This window comes from Alcanivorax sp. HI0083 (assembly GCF_001635175.1).
This window is the reverse complement of the sequence record NZ_LWFX01000241.1, coordinates 1-1,126: the sequence shown is the minus strand read 5'-3', so window position 1 is coordinate 1,126 and position 1,126 is coordinate 1. Positions and strand designations below refer to the sequence as shown.

Sequence of the window (1,126 nt, the reverse complement as noted above, 5' to 3'; positions counted from 1 at the left end):
GACGAGCACGACGAGCATTACCTCTACGGTGGCGAAAACGAAGACATGGTCGTCGCCTGTGCTTTCACTCCGCCCCTGAGCGGCAAGGAAGTGCACGACGAGAACGGTGTTTACCCGGCAGATGTGGATTAAGAGACGCATCATGCTGCATGCAACAGGCTTGCACGCAAAAAAGGGACGCTTCGGCGTCCCTTTTTTTGCGTGTAGCGTGCTGCATGCTGCATGTTGCTTGCAGCCCCTCTCATTCAAAACGCATATTTCGCCGTGAACTGCACGCGCTTGAGATTGCCGTCGTCCCCATTCTCGATTTCCCGATCGGCATAGATCAGCTCACCGCCGAGAGAGAGTGGTTTCGCGACCTGCCAGATCAGGTTGGCGTGGGCGCTTTGCACCCGTTTGCTGGTGGTCACCGCCACGGTATCGGGGTTATCCGCTTCACTGACCGAGACCGCAAAGTTGGAACGCCAGCGATCACTCCAGTGATGGCGCAACGCCAGCACACCGCTCCATTGATCGATCAGCTCGATACTGCCATCCGCCTCAATCTGGCCTGAGCGGAATGCGTTGAGCGTGGTGTAACGGCCCAGCGCATTACCATAGTTCGCCTGGAAACGAATATCGTCCATGGCGCCCAGCATGACGCGACCAGCAACGGCAAGACCGTAACCGTATTTGTCTTCCTCATAGGGGACGGCGGCCACAGTATCTTGATACTTCAGTTGTCGCCCCATGGCCGACAGGCTCACATTGCCCCAATCACCTACCAAGTTATAGCGGGCAACGACATCCGGAGCACTGTTGTCATCATACTCACTGGGATTGCTATCCCCGCCATACAGAGTCGTAGACGGATTTTCCAAAGCCAGCATGATCGGGCCACTCGTATAGCGAATCTGCGGCTGGCGCTCAAACACCGTTCCCGCCGCACCAACAAAATCCAGCGTTTCCGGTAGCGCACTCACATTGAAAAAAGTGGACCAGGTCTGCCCGAACAACCACTTGTCCCAGGTCAGATAGGCATGGCGAATACGCGGCGAATAGCTGTTACTGATGCGCTCGTCACCAATACCGTTAGTCTGAAAATCAATTTCAATATGCCCTCGCACCATGCCGGCGGAGGTCATGG

At 55.9% G+C, this 1,126-nt stretch carries 2 protein-coding genes; one reads left to right on the top strand and one right to left on the bottom strand.

The genetic code is table 11. The annotated features are described in order from the left end of the window. A partial coding sequence (locus A3754_RS02625; protein WP_197468399.1) for an ectoine synthase occupies positions 1–132 on the top strand: 132 nt, incomplete at its 5' end. A gap of 113 nt (positions 133–245) precedes the next feature. Here A3754_RS02625 and A3754_RS02620 read toward each other — a convergent pair. Then, positions 246–1,126: DcaP family trimeric outer membrane transporter (locus A3754_RS02620; protein ID WP_063518780.1), on the bottom strand; the 881-nt coding region annotated here is incomplete at its 5' end.